General features: G+C 60.3%; 12 protein-coding genes and 1 pseudogene. 8 read left to right on the top strand and 5 right to left on the bottom strand.

What is annotated here, in order from left to right:
• The first annotated feature begins 30 nt into the window (after positions 1-30).
• The 7 genes and pseudogenes from tsaE to hslV all read left to right on the top strand — a co-directional run bounded on the left by tsaE (position 31) and on the right by hslV (position 9529).
• Positions 31-486, top strand: coding sequence for a tRNA (adenosine(37)-N6)-threonylcarbamoyltransferase complex ATPase subunit type 1 TsaE (gene tsaE / locus IF204_RS13565; protein ID WP_194097638.1), 456 nt, complete (start codon positions 31-33; stop codon positions 484-486).
• Positions 479-1384, top strand: coding sequence for an aminoglycoside phosphotransferase family protein (locus IF204_RS13570; protein ID WP_194097639.1), 906 nt, complete (start codon positions 479-481; stop codon positions 1382-1384). The genes tsaE and IF204_RS13570 overlap by 8 nt, the downstream gene beginning before the upstream one ends.
• A complete protein-coding gene (locus tag IF204_RS13575) occupies positions 1381-2046 on the top strand; it encodes a nucleotidyltransferase family protein (RefSeq protein WP_194097640.1) in 666 nt (221 codons plus the stop codon). The genes IF204_RS13570 and IF204_RS13575 overlap by 4 nt, the downstream gene beginning before the upstream one ends.
• Positions 2043-4991, top strand: a complete 2949-nt coding sequence (gene addB / locus IF204_RS13580) for a double-strand break repair protein AddB (RefSeq protein WP_322743287.1) — start codon at positions 2043-2045, stop codon at positions 4989-4991. Before IF204_RS13575 ends, addB begins: the two co-directional genes overlap by 4 nt.
• Entirely contained in the window at positions 4988-8407 is a 3420-nt protein-coding gene (addA, locus tag IF204_RS13585; RefSeq protein WP_194097641.1) for a double-strand break repair helicase AddA, read from the top strand. Before addB ends, addA begins: the two co-directional genes overlap by 4 nt.
• 39 nt (positions 8408-8446) lie before the next feature.
• Positions 8447-8782, top strand: a pseudogene (trxA, locus tag IF204_RS13590) (thioredoxin); the annotation flags it as partial.
• Positions 8783-8971: 189 nt separating this feature from the next.
• Positions 8972-9529: an ATP-dependent protease subunit HslV gene (gene hslV / locus IF204_RS13595; protein WP_228069201.1), complete on the top strand. Its 558-nt coding sequence runs from the start codon at positions 8972-8974 to the stop codon at positions 9527-9529.
• Here the strand turns inward: hslV and IF204_RS13600 are convergent, their stop codons facing one another.
• Positions 9530-9826: a BrnA antitoxin family protein gene (locus IF204_RS13600; RefSeq protein ID WP_194097642.1), complete on the bottom strand. Its 297-nt coding sequence runs from the start codon at positions 9824-9826 to the stop codon at positions 9530-9532.
• A gap of 110 nt (positions 9827-9936) precedes the next feature.
• Here IF204_RS13600 and hslU point away from each other — a divergent pair, with 110 nt between their 5' ends.
• Entirely contained in the window at positions 9937-11238 is a 1302-nt protein-coding gene (gene hslU, locus IF204_RS13605) for an ATP-dependent protease ATPase subunit HslU (RefSeq protein ID WP_194097643.1), read from the top strand.
• On the opposite strand, the gene IF204_RS13610 is transcribed toward hslU, so the two are convergent.
• From IF204_RS13610 to mltA, 4 genes are read right to left on the bottom strand one after another with little or no spacing between them, the layout of a single operon-like run.
• On the bottom strand, positions 11226-12020 hold the full coding sequence (locus IF204_RS13610) for a metallophosphoesterase family protein (protein ID WP_194097644.1): 795 nt from the start codon (positions 12018-12020) through the stop codon (positions 11226-11228). The two genes, hslU and IF204_RS13610, sit on opposite strands and share 13 nt — an antisense overlap.
• Positions 12017-12913, bottom strand: coding sequence for a diacylglycerol/lipid kinase family protein (locus tag IF204_RS13615; RefSeq protein WP_194097645.1), 897 nt, complete (start codon positions 12911-12913; stop codon positions 12017-12019). The genes IF204_RS13610 and IF204_RS13615 overlap by 4 nt, the downstream gene beginning before the upstream one ends.
• Before the next feature lie 29 nt (positions 12914-12942).
• The gene (locus tag IF204_RS13620; RefSeq protein ID WP_194097646.1) at positions 12943-13542 is read right to left on the bottom strand and encodes a Smr/MutS family protein; all 600 of its coding nucleotides are present in this window, start codon (positions 13540-13542) and stop codon (positions 12943-12945) included.
• Complete coding sequence (gene mltA / locus IF204_RS13625) at positions 13542-14480, bottom strand: murein transglycosylase A (protein WP_194097647.1); 939 nt, start codon at positions 14478-14480, stop codon at positions 13542-13544. Before mltA ends, IF204_RS13620 begins: the two co-directional genes overlap by 1 nt.
• Between the last annotated feature and the right edge of the window lie 13 nt (positions 14481-14493).

Genomic DNA, 14493 nt, shown 5'->3' on the forward strand with positions numbered 1-14493 from the left:
AGGTTCGGGGGGAGTGCGTAGGTTGTGAACATGCCCACGACCCGCACCATTACGCTCCCGTCCGAAACCGATACCGCTGCGCTTGCCCAGCGCTTTGCACCAATGCTGAGCGCCGGTGACGTGCTGCTATTGGAAGGCGATATCGGCGCGGGAAAAACCGCGTTCTCTCGGGCGCTGATCCGTGCGCGGCTCGGCTATGACGAAGACGTGCCCTCGCCGACGTTCACATTGGTCCAGACCTACGAGGACGAGGTCGATATCTGGCATTGCGACCTCTACCGGCTCACCCATCCTGATGAGGCTGTTGAACTTGGCCTAGAGGAAGCGTTCGAGGAAGCGATCTGCCTGATCGAATGGCCCGACCGGCTCGCCGACCTCGCGCCGAAAACCGCGCTGACGTTGCAGTTCAAAGCAAGCGACGAACATAGCGTGACTTTCGCCGCTGACGACAACTGGACCGCAAGGCTGGAGGCCGCCGGTGTCTGACCGGATCGCCCAACGCCTCGATTTCCTACGCGGCACCGAATGGAGCGAATGGCAGCAGGAACCGATCGCCGGTGACGCCTCGCGCCGCAGCTATGTACGCCTGACAAAAGGTGATGAGAGCGTCATCCTGATGGACGCCCCGCCCGACAGCGGTGAGGACCTCGCGCCGTTCATCCGCATTGCGGGTCTGCTGCGTAAAAAAGGCCTCTGCCCGCCGCGCATTCATACCTCTGATCAGAATACGGGCTTCGCGGTGATCGAAGACCTTGGCCCGTACCATTTTGCCCAAGCGGTCGATCACGGCTCGGACGAGCGGGAGCTTTACGCCGAAGCGACCCGCTGCATCGCAGCTTACGGGGACGCCCGCACCGATGGGCTGTCCGAAATGACGCCCGAAGTCGGCACGAACCTTGTTGGCGAGGTTTTAGAGTGGTTCATCAACCCTGAGAGCCAGCAGCCATTGCTCGATGCGCTTCGGCATGTTCTGAACGACACCTATCAACCGCCTGCGTTGTCGCTTCGTGATTTCCACGCCGAGAACCTCATTTGGCGGCCACATCTGACAGGTACCGACCGCGTCGGCATTCTGGATTTTCAGGACGCTCTACTGGCTCAGCCGCACTATGACCTCGTTTCGCTGCTCCGCGATGTGCGGCGGGATGTCTCGGACGCTGTGGTCGAGGAATTGACCGACGGCATCGACCAGCACAGCTTTGCGGTGACTGCCGTGCAGCGCAATCTGCGTATCCTCGGGATTTTCCACCGGCTCGTCCGCCGCGATGGGAAAGCGAAATACGCCGCCTTCATGCCCCGCGTGATCGGCCATCTCAAATGCGATCTGGCGCATCCCGAACTGTCGGAACTACGCCGCATCATCCTACCGGAGCTCGACCGATGACGCCAAACGCCGCTCTGTTCTTTGCCGCTGGTCTGGGAACGCGCATGGCGCCGCTGACGGACGATCGGCCCAAGCCGATGATCGAAGTGGCAGGCAAGCCGCTCCTCCGTCACGCGATGGATATGGCCGAGGGCATCGAGCGGAAGGTCGTTAACGTCCACTACCGCGCTGGGCAGATCCGTGATGCGGTGGCTGATGGCGTCATGATCTCTGATGAGACCGACCAACTGCTGGAGACCGGCGGCGGATTGCGTAAGGCACTGCCTTTGTTGGGCGACGGACCTGTTTTCACGATGAACACCGACGCCGTGTGGAAAGGGCCGAACCCGTTCGACATGCTGCGCTCCGCTTGGCGGGATGAGATGGGCGGCCTCTTGCTGCTCATTGACCCCCAAGATGCGCGTGGCCACGTCGGAAAGGGCGATTTCGTCGTCGATAAAAACTCGCGTGTTACGCCAGGACAGGGTCTGATTTATACGGGATGTCAGATCATTCGACCCGACCGTCGAAGCGAAGTCGAAACCGACGCATTCTCCATGTGGGAACTGTGGAACCGCCTGCTGGAGGAGCGATCACTCTATGGTCTGCGCTACACTGGAAACTGGTGTGACGTGGGCCGCCCTGATTGTATTCCGATTGCCGAAGAAATGTTGCGCCAATGATGTTCCAACCGACCGACCGACCGCGTATTTACGGTCTCCCCACTGGCGTTGATTTCGCGTCGGAGCTTGCGAAGGGGATCACCGACCGGCTCGGCGGGATGGCTCCGCACGAAATTGCCCGCACCGAGGTCTACCTGAACACCCGCCGTATGCAGCGCCGTCTACGCGAGGTGTTTGATCAGGGGCCGGCACGTTTGTTGCCGCGTGTCAGGCTGGTCACGGACCTCGCCCGCGATCCTGCGTCTTCGACTTTGCCGCAACCGATTTCACCGCTGCGTCGGCGGCTGGAGCTGTCGCGTTTCGTCTCAGCACTGCTCGAAAGCGAGCCCGATCTGGCGCCGCGGTCCGCCCTTTACGATCTTTCCGACAGCCTTGCGGCACTCATGGATGAAATGCACGGCGAAGGCGTACCGCCTGAAGCGATCCTCGACCTCGACGTGGCGGATAGCTCTGGTCACTGGGAACGCGCGCTGAAATTCATCCGCATCGTTACGCAGTTTTACGATCACGTCGAAACGCCCCCCGACACCGAAGCACGTCAGCGGATGGTGATCGAACAGCTGATCGAACGCTGGGAGGCCCAGCCACCCGACCATCCGATCATCGTCGCGGGCTCGACCGGTTCGCGCGGTGCGACGGCGATGTTTATGGATGCGGTGTCGCGCCTGCCGCAGGGTGCGATTATCCTGCCTGGCGTCGATTTCGACATGCCAGCAAGCGTTTGGGACGGGATGACCGACAAGACAACGTCGGAGGATCACCCCCAGTACCGCTTCCGCCATTTCCTCGACCGGATGGAGGTGAACATCCGCGATCTGGCGCGCTGGACTGACACCGTGCCCTTTGCTCCTGCCCGCAATAAGGTCGTGTCGCTGTCGCTGCGGCCAGCGCCCGTGACCGACCAATGGCTCGTCGATGGCCCTGCGCTGGGCGATCTGGACCACGCGATGGACGGCGTCACGCTGGTAGAGGCTCCGACCCCTCGCGCCGAGGCCGAGACTATTGCGCTGCGCCTGCGGGCCGCGATGGACGAAGGGCTGAAGGCCGCGCTGATCACGCCGGACCGGATGCTGACGCGTCAGGTTGCTGCTGCTTTGGACCGCTGGAACATCAAGCCCGACGACTCCGCCGGTCATCCGCTGCATCTGTCTGCCCCCGGCCGTATGCTCCGTCAGGTGGCGGCGTTGCTGTCAGAGAAGATCACGGGCGAGATGCTGCTCTCGCTGCTCAAACACCCGCTCGTTGCGACAGGCGTAGCGAATGAACGCGGCGATCATATCCGTCTGACCAACAAGCTTGAAATGCACATCCGCCGCTATGGGCCTGCCTATCCCGACAGCGCGAGCATGAACGAATGGGCCAAGGTCGAGGCCGATCAGCCGTGGGCGCATTGGGTCGGCAAGCTGCTGGATGACGCGATCGCGTGGCAGAACAGTGCGCATGAGCGCCCGCTGGTCGATCACATTGCCAAACACATCGCCCTGACCGAAGCCTTCGCCGCCGGACCGAATGGATCCGACAGTGGTGAGCTTTGGAAAGAAAGCGCGGGGCGTACAGCGCTCAATGTCATGTCGGAATTCGGGAAACAGGCCGATGCCGCGGGCGACATCAACGCGCGCGACTACCTGACGATGATGTCGTCGATCCTTCAGGCCAATGAGGTCCGCAACCCCGATCTGGTGCACTCCAACGTGCTGTTCTGGGGTGCGCTCGAAGCCCGTGTACAATCCGCCGACCTCGTGATCCTTGGCGGGATGAACGATGGTGTCTGGCCGGAAACGCCGTCGCCCGATCCGTGGCTGAACCGCGAGATGCGCCAGAAAGCGGGTCTATTGCTGCCTGAACGGCGCATCGGCCTTTCGGCGCACGACTACCAGCAAGCCGTCGCAGCAAAGACGGTGTGGATCACGCGTTCGATCCGATCCGACGAGGCGGAGACCGTGCCGTCGCGCTGGGTAAACCGTCTGACAAACCTGCTGGACGGTCTGCCGGATCAGGGTGGCCGCAAGGCGCTGGCCGCAATGCGCGAACGCGGCGCCAAGTGGATTGCCGAGGCCCATGTGCTGAGCCAACCCGCCGTTCGTACCGAAAACGCCCACCGCCCCTCGCCGCAGCCACCCGTTGATGCGCGGCCCAAGCAGTTGTCGGTGACAGAAATCCAGCGGCTGATCCGCGATCCCTATTCGATTTACGCCAAGCGTGTGCTCGGGCTGAAAAAGCTCGATCCGCTGGTGCCGACAGCCGATGCCCCATTACGGGGGGACATCATTCACAAGGTGCTGGAGGATTTCATCCGAGAGGGCCACGATCCCGCGCTCCCCGCCTCCCGTGACCGCCTCATGGAGATCACTCGGAGCCGCCTTGCAGAGATGTGCCCGTGGCCCACCGCGCGGCGGCTTTGGTATGCGAAGATGGAGCGTGTCGTGGACAAATTCCTACGCGGTGAGATCCGCAGGCAGGCGAGCGGGACGCCGGAATGGTTCGAAGAGTGGGGCGAGTTGGATATCCCCGATCTGGATATGAAGCTAGTCGGTAAAGCCGACCGCATCGACCTGACTGAGAACGGTGAAGTGATCCTCTACGACTACAAAACAGGCTCTATTTCGACTGTAGACCAGCAAAAAGCTTTTGATAAGCAACTCCTGATCGAAGCGGCGATGGCTGCTCGCGGCGCGTTCAAAAACGTCGGCAAGCGCACTGCTGCGGCCGCGGAGTTCGTCGCGGTGGGCAGCGGTAAGGATACGCCTGCGCCGTTCGAAGATGCCCCGCCCGAAGAAGAATGGGCGCGGTTCCTCGACCTGATCAGAGCATGGCGCAATGTAGAAAAGGGATACACCGCACGGATGGCAGCCGAGAAACTGGCGTTCGGATCGGACTACGACCACCTGTCGCGCTACGGCGAATGGGACATGTCCCACGCCCCGAAAAAGGAGCGGCTGAAATGAGGGATGAAGCCACCAATCGCCAGATCGCTGCCGCCGACCCGCGTGCGTCGACATGGGTTTCTGCGAACGCGGGTTCGGGCAAGACACGCGTTCTGACCGACCGCGTTGCGCGGCTGCTGCTTGATGGTGTGGACCCGAAGAACATTCTCTGTCTGACCTACACCAAGGCCGCCGCGTCCGAGATGCAGAACCGTCTGTTCAAGCGCCTCGGCAGTTGGGCTATGATGGACGACGCGCGTCTGTCGGACGAACTTCGCGACATGGGTGCAGGCGAGAGTTTCGGCTCGGACACGCTGCGCCAAGCCCGCCGTCTGTTTGCCCGCGCGATCGAGGTGCCGGGCGGTCTGCGTATCCAGACGATCCACTCGTTCTGTTCGTCCATTTTGCGGCGTTTCCCACTGGAAGCAGGGGTGTCGCCCCAGTTCACCGAGATGGAGGATCGCGCGTCGGAACTGCTGCGGATGGAGGTGCTCGACACCCTCTCAGACGGTCCAAAGAGCGACGTGATCGACAATGTCTCGCGCTATGTCCACGACCAGCAGCTTCTGAAGCTCGCAAAGGAGGTCATCCAGCACAAGCGCCACTTTGCTGCGCCGATCACTCGTGACGAGCTGGCCAAGATGTTCGGTGTTCCTGCGGGCATGACGATGTGGTCGCTTCTGGATGATGCCTTTGACGACAAGGATCGTAAGACGGTCGAGGCCGCGGTGAAGGTGTTTGCCACCGGCAAATCGACCGACATCAAAGCCGCCACGGCCCTACAGGACTTCAGCGCGGCAGGCTCCATCACGGCTGCCGACCAGATCCTGATGGAAGGCGTCTTCCTAACCGGCAAGGGCGCGAAAGAGCCGTTCACCGCCAAGGTGGGCAAAATCCCGACCAAGGATCTGCGCGCGAAACACGACGCGCTGGGCGGTGAGCTCGACGACCTGATGGAGCGTGTGCAGGAAGTCCGACCGAAGCGCATTGCCATCGCGGCCATGCAGAAAGCCATCGCGCTGCATGACTTCGCGCGGCTGTTCATCCCTGCCTATGAAGAACAGAAGCTGCTGCGCGGTCTGCTCGACTTCGACGACCTGATCGCAAAGACGAATGAGCTGCTCACCCAGCGGGACAAGGCCGCTTGGGTGCTGTTCAAACTCGACGGCGGGATCGACCATATCCTCGTGGATGAGGCGCAGGACACCAGCCCCGAACAGTGGCAGGTCATCGACGCGCTTTCCCGTGAATTCACCGCCGGTGAGGGTGCGCGTTCGGACCGTCCGCGCACGATTTTTGTCGTCGGTGACAAGAAGCAGTCGATCTACTCGTTCCAAGGAGCCGACCCTGAAGAATTCGACCGGAAAAGAGACTATTTCGGCGAAACTTTGAAAGAAACACCCACCCCGCTGCGCACGACCGAGCTTCAGCATTCGTTCCGTTCCTCCAGCGCGATCCTGTCGCTGGTCGACCAGACCTTCACCGGTGAGCGGGCCGAGGGGCTGGAAGCCAAGGTCAGCCATATCGCGTTCAAGGACGTGCTTCCCGGACGTGTCGATGTCTGGCCGATGATCGAACCGCCGGAAAAAGAAGAACCGGGCGAGTGGTACGATCCTGTCGACAAGGTCAAAGAAACCGACACCGAAGTGCAGCTTGCCCGCCAGATCGCGGACGAGATCAAGCGGATGCTGGAATACGAGACCATCCCGACCGATGGCGACGAGCGCGGCACGTTTGTACGCCGTCCCGTCCGTCCTGGTGATATCCTGATCCTCGTTCAGCGCCGCAAGGAACTGTTCCGCGAGATCATTCGCGCGTGTAAGGACTCTGGTCTGCCGATTGCGGGTGCGGACCGCCTGACCCTGACCGAACAACTCGCGGTAAAGGATATCCTTGCGCTGCTGTCTTTCCTCGCACTGGCCGAAGATGACCTGTCGCTGGCTGCCGCGCTGAAATCGCCGCTTTTTGGCTGGACCGAACAGGACCTGTACTCGATTGCACAAGGGCGCGAACGGGTTCTGATGGACAAGGACGGTAAAGAAAAGAAGACCGTCGATGACCTCTGGCGCGTTTTGCGCGGCAAGGCCGACCGCTTCCCCGACACGCTGGCTATCCTGAACGATCTGCGTGGGCAGGCTGATTTCTTGCGCCCTTACGATCTGATTTCCCGCATTTTGGTTCGCCATGACGGGCGCCGCAAACTCGTGGGCCAGCTTGGTGCCGAAGCCGAGGATGCCATCGATGCGCTGCTTGCTCAAGCGCTGGCTTATGAGCGGTCATCGACGCCGAGCCTCACGGGGTTCCTGCACTGGATGGACGCAGAAGAGATCGTAGTGAAGCGCCAGATGGACTCCGCCAGCGACGAAATCCGCGTGATGACGGTGCATGGCTCGAAGGGTCTGGAGGCTCCGATTGTCATCCTGCCTGAGACCGCTGGCCGCAGGAACGAGGTCAAGGACGAGGTGATCCGCACCGAGGATGGCGCGTTTTGGAAGATGTCCAAGGACGAGACGCCAGAAGACCTTGTTGGTCATTACGAACAGATGCAGGATGCCACCGCCCGCGAGCGTCGACGCTTGCTGTACGTGGCGATGACCCGCGCCGAAAAGTGGCTGGTCGTCTTTGGCGCCTCCAACTCGGTCAAAGATCCTGAGATGTGGCATGGGCTCATTTCGGACGCGATGGGGCATGTTGGGGCAACGCCGATCACCATCATCGGTCAGAGCGTTAACCGCTACCAGATGCACGACTGGGATGGCTTGCCGCTGGTCGATGGCGAGCGACCGCAGCCGCCCGTTGTCACAGCGCCCGACCTACCCGTTGTCGATGCGCCGACCGCACGGAAAAAGACGCTGTCGCCGTCCGACCTTGGCGGAGCGAAGGCGCTTCCGGCCGAGTTCATTGATGATGATGAGGAAACCGCGAAGGCGCGCGGGCGGCTCATCCACCTGCTTCTTGAGCATCTGCCGCAATACAAAGCAGACGAGCGCTGGGAGATTGCTGAAACTTTGATCAACGCCGATACGGATACGGCGCACATTGCGGACCGACATATCTTTGCCGAAGATGTGATCGCGATGCTTGATGACCCCGCTTTCGCGCACCTTTTCGCAGGTCCGGTTCTGGCAGAAGTCGAAGTGACCGCCGATCTGCCCGAGCTGGACGGCGAGCGCATCCACGGCACCATCGACCGGCTGGTTGTGTCCGAAAACACCGTGCTTTGCGTGGATTACAAGTCCAACCGTGCGATCCCCGATAGCCCACAGGCGGTGCCTGATGGTATCAAACGCCAGCTCGGCGCCTACCTCTCGGCGCTGCGTCAGATCTATCCAGACCACGAGGTGAAGACCGCAATCCTCTGGACTGCGGGACCGCTGCTGATGGAAATGCCAGACGATCTCGTCATGGCGGCATTGCATCGCTGTGCCATAGCTTGACCATCCTTTGAGGCATCCTTACGTTCTGCCTCCGACACCGCAGGAGATTTTCAAATGGCTACCGTAGCTGTAACCGATGCAACCTTTGACGCCGAAGTGCGTCAGTCCGATGTTCCGGTCCTCGTTGACTTCTGGGCAGAATGGTGTGGCCCGTGCCGCATGATCGGCCCCGCTCTGGAAGAGCTGTCGGACGAGATGGCCGGTAAGGTCAAAATCGTCAAAGTGAACGTTGACGAAAACCCGAATTCCGTAGCCCAGCTCGGCGTTCGCGGCATTCCGGCTCTGTTCATCTTCAAGGACGGCGAAGTCCAGTCGAACAAGGCAGGCGCTGCTCCCAAAGCCGCTCTGCAAAGCTGGATCGAGTCCTCGATCTAAGCACGCATAAAATTCTATGAAAGCGCCCGCTGACCTGATGAGGTGAGCGGGCCTTTTGTTTTTTATACGTCGGAAAAGATTACGGGCACTCTCATAGTTCAGGCGGCTTCTTTGCGCTGAGAGTTGAGCACGCGGGTTGCACCTGTGCCGCCGGCTAACCATATTCCGGCAAAAGACAGGAGAGCCCGAATGGCCGATAACGAATTCCCCGGATGGCATGGCACGACGATCATTGGCGTGCGCAAAGGCAACGAAGTCGTCGTTGCCGGTGACGGACAGGTCTCGCTGGGCCAGACGGTGATCAAAGGCACTGCGCGCAAGGTTCGCCGCCTGTCCCCTGGTGGTCAGGATGTGGTTTGCGGCTTTGCCGGGTCGACCGCTGACGCGTTCACCCTGCTGGAACGTCTGGAAAAGAAGCTCGAAGCCACCCCCGGTCAGTTGATGCGCGCAAGCGTGGAGCTTGCAAAGGACTGGCGCACGGACAAATACCTTCAGAAGCTCGAAGCCATGCTGATCGTGACCGACGGCACCGATCTGTTCGTGATCACCGGTGCTGGCGACGTGCTGGAGCCGGAACATGACGTGGCCGCCATCGGTTCGGGCGGTAACTACGCGCTCGCTGCGGCCCGTGCGATGATGGACAGCGATAAGGATGCAGAGACCGTTGCGCGCGAAGCTATGGCTATCGCTGCCGACATCTGCGTCTACACCAACGGCAAACTCACCATCGAGAAAATCGCGAAGTAACTACTTCTTCGCGTTCATATAGGCCCGCAGGACAGCGTTCATGCGGGTCTGATATCCCTTTCCGCCATCGCGGAAGTAATCCAGCACATCACGATCGACACGAAGCGAGATGGCCTGCTTTGTCTGCGGCATCTCGGGCTCTTCGCGCAGCCACGGCTCATCAGGGGCCGCGTATTGTTGCGGCTCGGGTTCGGCAGCACGTTCTGGCTCCTCAACCGGCGCGACGTGTTCAACGGTCGGCTGGGTCGTCGGGATACGACGGACGATCTTGCGGATTTTCGGCGGCTCGACGCTCATCATTACCCTCCTGAAGCTGCTCTTAGCGTATATACATAGACCGTTTTGGACAATCGGGTTGGATTTCTCTTTCGCAGTACCTAGATCGGTCCTGAAATTAAGAGGATGCCATGACCGATCTGACCCCGCGCGAAATCGTTTCCGAACTCGATCGCTTTATCATCGGGCAGCAAGACGCCAAGCGCGCCGTCGCAGTCGCCCTGCGGAACCGCTGGCGCCGCAAGCAACTGGGTGATGACCTCCGTGACGAGGTGTACCCCAAGAACATCCTGATGATCGGACCGACTGGCGTCGGTAAAACCGAAATCAGCCGCCGCCTTGCCAAACTGGCCCGCGCACCGTTCATCAAAGTCGAAGCCACCAAGTTTACCGAGGTTGGTTACGTCGGTCGTGACGTCGAACAGATCGTCCGCGATCTGGTGGACACTGCGATCAACGATACCCGCGAATGGATGCGTGAAGACGTCAAAGCGAATGCCCACAAAGCGGCCGAAGAACGTGTCGTCGAGGCTATTGCCGGCGTCGATGCCCGCGAGGGTACCCGCGAGTCCTTCCGCAAAAAACTGCGGAGCGGTGAGCTGGATAACCACATCATCGAGATTGAGGTTGCCGACACGTCGAACCCAATGGGCGGCTTTGAGGTTCCTGGCCAACCGCAGATGGGCGGCATGATGAACCTTGGCGATCTGTTCGGCAAAGCGTTCCAGCGCAATGTGAAGAAGCGGATGACCGTGGCTGAAAGCTACGAAGTCCTGATCTCTGACGAGGCAGACAAACTGCTGGACGACGAGACCGTGAAAAAGGCCGCTATCGAAGCGGTCGAACAGAACGGCATCGTGTTCCTCGATGAAATCGACAAGGTCTGCGCCCGCGCCGAAGCCCGCGGTGCTGATGTCAGCCGTGAAGGCGTTCAGCGCGACCTGCTGCCGCTGATCGAAGGTACTACCGTTTCGACGAAGCACGGTGCGGTCAAAACCGACCACATCCTTTTCATCGCTTCGGGTGCGTTCCACGTTGCCAAACCGTCGGACCTGCTCCCCGAACTTCAGGGCCGTCTGCCGATCCGCGTTGAACTCGGCGCGCTGAGCGAAGGCGACTTCGTTCGCATCCTGACAGAGACCGACAACGCGCTGACACGTCAGTACGCGGCTTTGATGGGTGCAGAAGAGGTGACGGTGGAGTTCACGCCTGACGGGATCGAGGCGATGGCCAAGATCGCTGCCGACGTAAATCGCAACATCGAAAACATCGGTGCGCGCCGCCTCTACACGATCATGGAGCGCGTTTTTGAAGAACTGTCCTTCACCGCGCCGGACCGTTCGGGCGAGCACATCACCGTCGATGCTGCATTCGTTGAAAAGAACGTCGGCGAACTCAGCCGGTCCGCCGACATGAGCCGTTACGTGCTCTGATGAACCCAAGCGTTGTCGACGAACTCGAAATCTCGGGTTTCGTCGACAGCGAACTCGGGCGTCTCGCCCGCCGCGAACCGCTCGATCTTGAGCTTCGCACCTTCCACCGTCAGCAGATTGAACGTGTTTTCCTCGCCGCGTAGGCGGGACGACAGCCCTGTGCCTGCCTGAACGAGCAGCAAGCCCGGCGCGGCGGTGAACGGTGACGTGACCGTCGTATGCAAGTGGCCACACAGCAGCACGTCAGCGCCGCACTCGCTGAGGCCCTCAATCGCTTTGGCAGCACCGGAGGTCAGACGTTTGTCCGTCTCTGTGAGGTGTTCGAGAGGGTGGTGCAGGACCACAATGCGGCAGCGGTCATCAGGCTTACTCTGGAACGTGTCACAGATGCGCTTAACCGTGTGCGATCCAACTTTGCCGCGCTGGTGCGCAAAACGGTTCACCGTGTTTACACCAATCACGTGGATTTCGTCGTCCGAGAACGTCGGCTCCAGATCCTGATTGATCGCCTTCTTGTACCGGCGGAACGGACGAAAGAAACGCTCGATCAGGTTTTCCAGCGGGGTGTCGTGATTGCCCGGCACCGAAAGTGTCGGCGCTTCGATACGGTCGAGGAACTGACGCGCATCAGCGAACTGCGAACGGCGCGCGCGCTGGGTGAAGTCACCCGACACACACACGAGGTCGGGCTTCAGATCGTTGATCGTCTTCACAAGCGGATCGACAAGCTCGTCTCTGATCTTGCCGAAGTGGAGGTCGGAAATATGGATTACGCGTTTCATGCACCTTCCTTGGGGACAAGGATCCGCAAAGCATCGGTGTGCATACGGAACTCTAACGGGGTTTTCATTTTGGCCTTCTCGCCATCGAACGCGACAAGTTCTTCTTTGCGGCCTGTGTCGATATCGAGCTCCTGAACCTTGTAAAGGTCGAAGTCGCGGCCCTGCTGCATCGTGCGGCGCACGAGACGCCAAACGTTTTTCAGCATGGTAAAGCGGCCTTGGCTGACAGCGGTGAAGACGGCGAAGTTGTCATCCTTGATGGCGTCCTCGCCTTCGAGGTTGAACATATCAAGCTGGTAGGAAGAGCGCGCGACGAACACGAGCGGGGTCTCGATGGTCTTTTGCACGCCTTCCGACATGATGCGGATTTTCAGCACTCGATCGAACTGCAGGAACGTCTTGAGCATGGAGATATGTGCAACGATCCGCGAACGACCCCAGTGTTTATAGGTCGCCTCGCGGTTCTTCAGGATCACCGGATAAACGCCGAGGCTGGCGTTATTGAGGAAAATCTGACCGTTCACCGACCCGACAGAGATCTTCTTCGGCTCGCCATGCAGCAGCGCCTTGGCAGCTTCCTCGGGGTCTTCGGGAATGCCCAATCCCCGCGAGAAGAAGTTGAACGTGCCAAGCGGCAGAACGCCCATCGTCACATCCTTGTCGAGCAGCAGCGACGAGATGCCCACGATGGTGCCGTCACCGCCCGCAGCGACGATTGTCGCGCAGCCTTGCTCCAGCGCCTTTTCGACGGCACCTTCGAAACCACTCTCGGGGTCGGTTTCGATCAGCTGGGCTTGGTCGCCCAGAATAGCCATCACGCGATCAATAGCATTCGCGTCATTGCTATTCGTTCCCGATTTCGGGTTGGTAATCACACAAATGGATTTCGACACAGTATCCGCACCTCAAATAGTGCGCCCTCTCAGCGCACTCGCTTGAGGTAGATGTAATAAGCGCCGTGTCCACCGTGTCGGGCGTGGGCGGGCGTAACTTGCAAAACAACGTGATTGAGGGGCGGTAGGCGAAGCCACTGCGGCACCTGATGGCGGAGAACGCCCATGCGCGTCGGGATCGGTCCGCCTTCGTCGCGGTCCTTGCCCTTGCCGGTGATGACGAGCAGCAGGCGGCGCTCCATCTCGAAGGACGACAGGACAAACGCGATAAGTTCGCTGTGCGCCTCGGCGATGGTCATGCCGTGAAGGTCGAGTTTGCCGTCCGGCACGATCTTGCCGCGGGTCATTTTGCGGTGCGTCTTGTGGTCCATCGACAGCGGCGCGGAACGAAGCGCGTCAGCAATCGGCGCGGCAAGGTCGTCTGCTTTGCGACCTTTGGATTTCTGACCGACGCGGAATTTTGGCAGCGGCGAAGGCGCCACGGGTTCCCGTTTCTTCGAGAGCGGGGCAGGCATCGCTTCGGGCGCGTCGATTTTTTTGCGGGTCGGGTCGAGCTTGGTCACCCGTTTCGCAACGAGGTCCCAGAGGTCCTTCTCTTCCTGCGAGATATGACGCGGACGGCGGGCCATTAGATGAGCCCCTCGGCCAGCTTGCACGGCAGCAATGCGACCATGCGGCCCGACTGCTGGTAGCTGCCCGCGATATGTCCTGCCTTTGCACCAGTGCCGACAAAGATGTCCGCGCGCTGTGCTCCTTTGATGGCTCCGCCAGTGTCCTGGGCGATCATCAAACTGGCGATAGCGTCAGGCGCGTCTTTCTCGATCCAAACCGGAGCGCCGTAGGTATTGTATTCTGGATCGACCGCAATCGTACGACCGGCCGTCACGCTACGGCCCATCACGCCAATGGGTCCGCTCTCGGGCGGGACATCCAGTTCGCGGAAAAAGACGTAGCTCTGGTTCTGTCGCATCAGTTCTTTAGCGTCGGTCGGGTGAGCACGCATCCAGTCCTTGATGCGCTCGGCCGATATCTCTGTCGGGTCAATCTTGCCTGCGTCTATCAGCTTTTTGCCAACGGATTGATAGGGGTAGCCGTTCTTTGCTGCGAAGCCGACACGCAGGGTGCCACCATCGGGCAAAGTCACGCGCCCCGAGCCTTGGATATGGAGGAAGAACGCTTCGACGGGATCGGAGAGCCACACGAGTTCGAGCCCGCGACCAGCCAGAGCACCGTCTTCAATCTCCGCGCGGGTCGGTAGGTCGCCTTCGGGCAGGCGATAGAGCGGATGACGGTAGGTGTCATCGGGCGTCAGACTGCCGGACAGTTCGGGTTCGAAATAGCCGGTGAACAGGGCAGGGTTGCCGTCGGTAATTTCGACAAGCACGAAGTGCGTTTCGAAATACATGCGCGCATCTTCAGCGCCATCCAACGCTACAACGCAATCAGCCCAATCGGGCCCCAGCAGATCGGCCGTGTTTCTGAAAACAGAAAGGGCCGCGGCGTGATCGTCCTCGGCCCATCCATTCAATTCGGAAAATGTCAGAAGCCTGTATGTGGCGTGAGCCATATCGGCCTCCGGC

It is taken from the genome of Marivivens aquimaris (assembly GCF_015220045.1).
In the GTDB taxonomy this organism is placed as follows: Bacteria; Pseudomonadota; Alphaproteobacteria; order Rhodobacterales; family Rhodobacteraceae; genus Marivivens; species Marivivens aquimaris.

Bases quoted from the DNA above. Each gene is read 5' to 3' on its own strand.
- tsaE (WP_194097638.1), top strand. From the start codon at position 31: ATGCCCACGACCCGCACCATTACGCTCCCGTCCGAAACCGATACCGCT.
- IF204_RS13575 (WP_194097640.1), top strand. From the start codon at position 1,381: ATGACGCCAAACGCCGCTCTGTTCTTTGCCGCTGGTCTGGGAACGCGC.
- addB (WP_322743287.1), top strand. From the start codon at position 2,043: ATGATGTTCCAACCGACCGACCGACCGCGTATTTACGGTCTCCCCACT.
- addA (WP_194097641.1), top strand. From the start codon at position 4,988: ATGAGGGATGAAGCCACCAATCGCCAGATCGCTGCCGCCGACCCGCGT.
- hslV (WP_228069201.1), top strand. From the start codon at position 8,972: ATGGCCGATAACGAATTCCCCGGATGGCATGGCACGACGATCATTGGC.
- IF204_RS13600 (WP_194097642.1), bottom strand. From the start codon at position 9,826: ATGAGCGTCGAGCCGCCGAAAATCCGCAAGATCGTCCGTCGTATCCCG.
- hslU (WP_194097643.1), top strand. From the start codon at position 9,937: ATGACCGATCTGACCCCGCGCGAAATCGTTTCCGAACTCGATCGCTTT.
- IF204_RS13610 (WP_194097644.1), bottom strand. From the start codon at position 12,020: ATGAAACGCGTAATCCATATTTCCGACCTCCACTTCGGCAAGATCAGA.
- IF204_RS13620 (WP_194097646.1), bottom strand. From the start codon at position 13,542: ATGGCCCGCCGTCCGCGTCATATCTCGCAGGAAGAGAAGGACCTCTGG.
- mltA (WP_194097647.1), bottom strand. From the start codon at position 14,480: ATGGCTCACGCCACATACAGGCTTCTGACATTTTCCGAATTGAATGGA.